Raw genomic sequence first — 290 nt, forward strand, 5'->3', positions numbered from 1 at the left:
TAGCCGTATCGGAAGGTGCGGCTGGATCACCTCCTTTCTAGAGTCGCACGCTTCAAGTGCTCACACTTATCTGCTGTACCGTTCTTTAACAATCTGGAAGAAGTAAAGTTTTATTTAAGCGTGTAAGCAATTACACACTTAGGGTAGTAAAACTCATCATCACAAGTAGTAAATGCTTGCCTATAGCCGTCAAGGTTATAGGGACAAGTGAATAAGTGCACATGGCGGATGCCTTGGCGATTACAGGCGATGAAGGACGTAGTAGCTTGCGATAAGCTGCGGGGAGCTAG

The 290-nt window shown here is 45.9% G+C and carries 1 rRNA gene; it reads left to right on the plus strand.

From position 1 onward, the window contains the following. Positions 1–201: 201 nt before the first annotated feature. Positions 202–290 (plus strand): 23S ribosomal RNA (locus GTP58_RS30920); the annotation flags it as partial.

This window comes from Duganella sp. CY15W, assembly GCF_009857555.1.
GTDB lineage: Bacteria > Pseudomonadota > Gammaproteobacteria > Burkholderiales > Burkholderiaceae_D > Rugamonas > Rugamonas sacchari.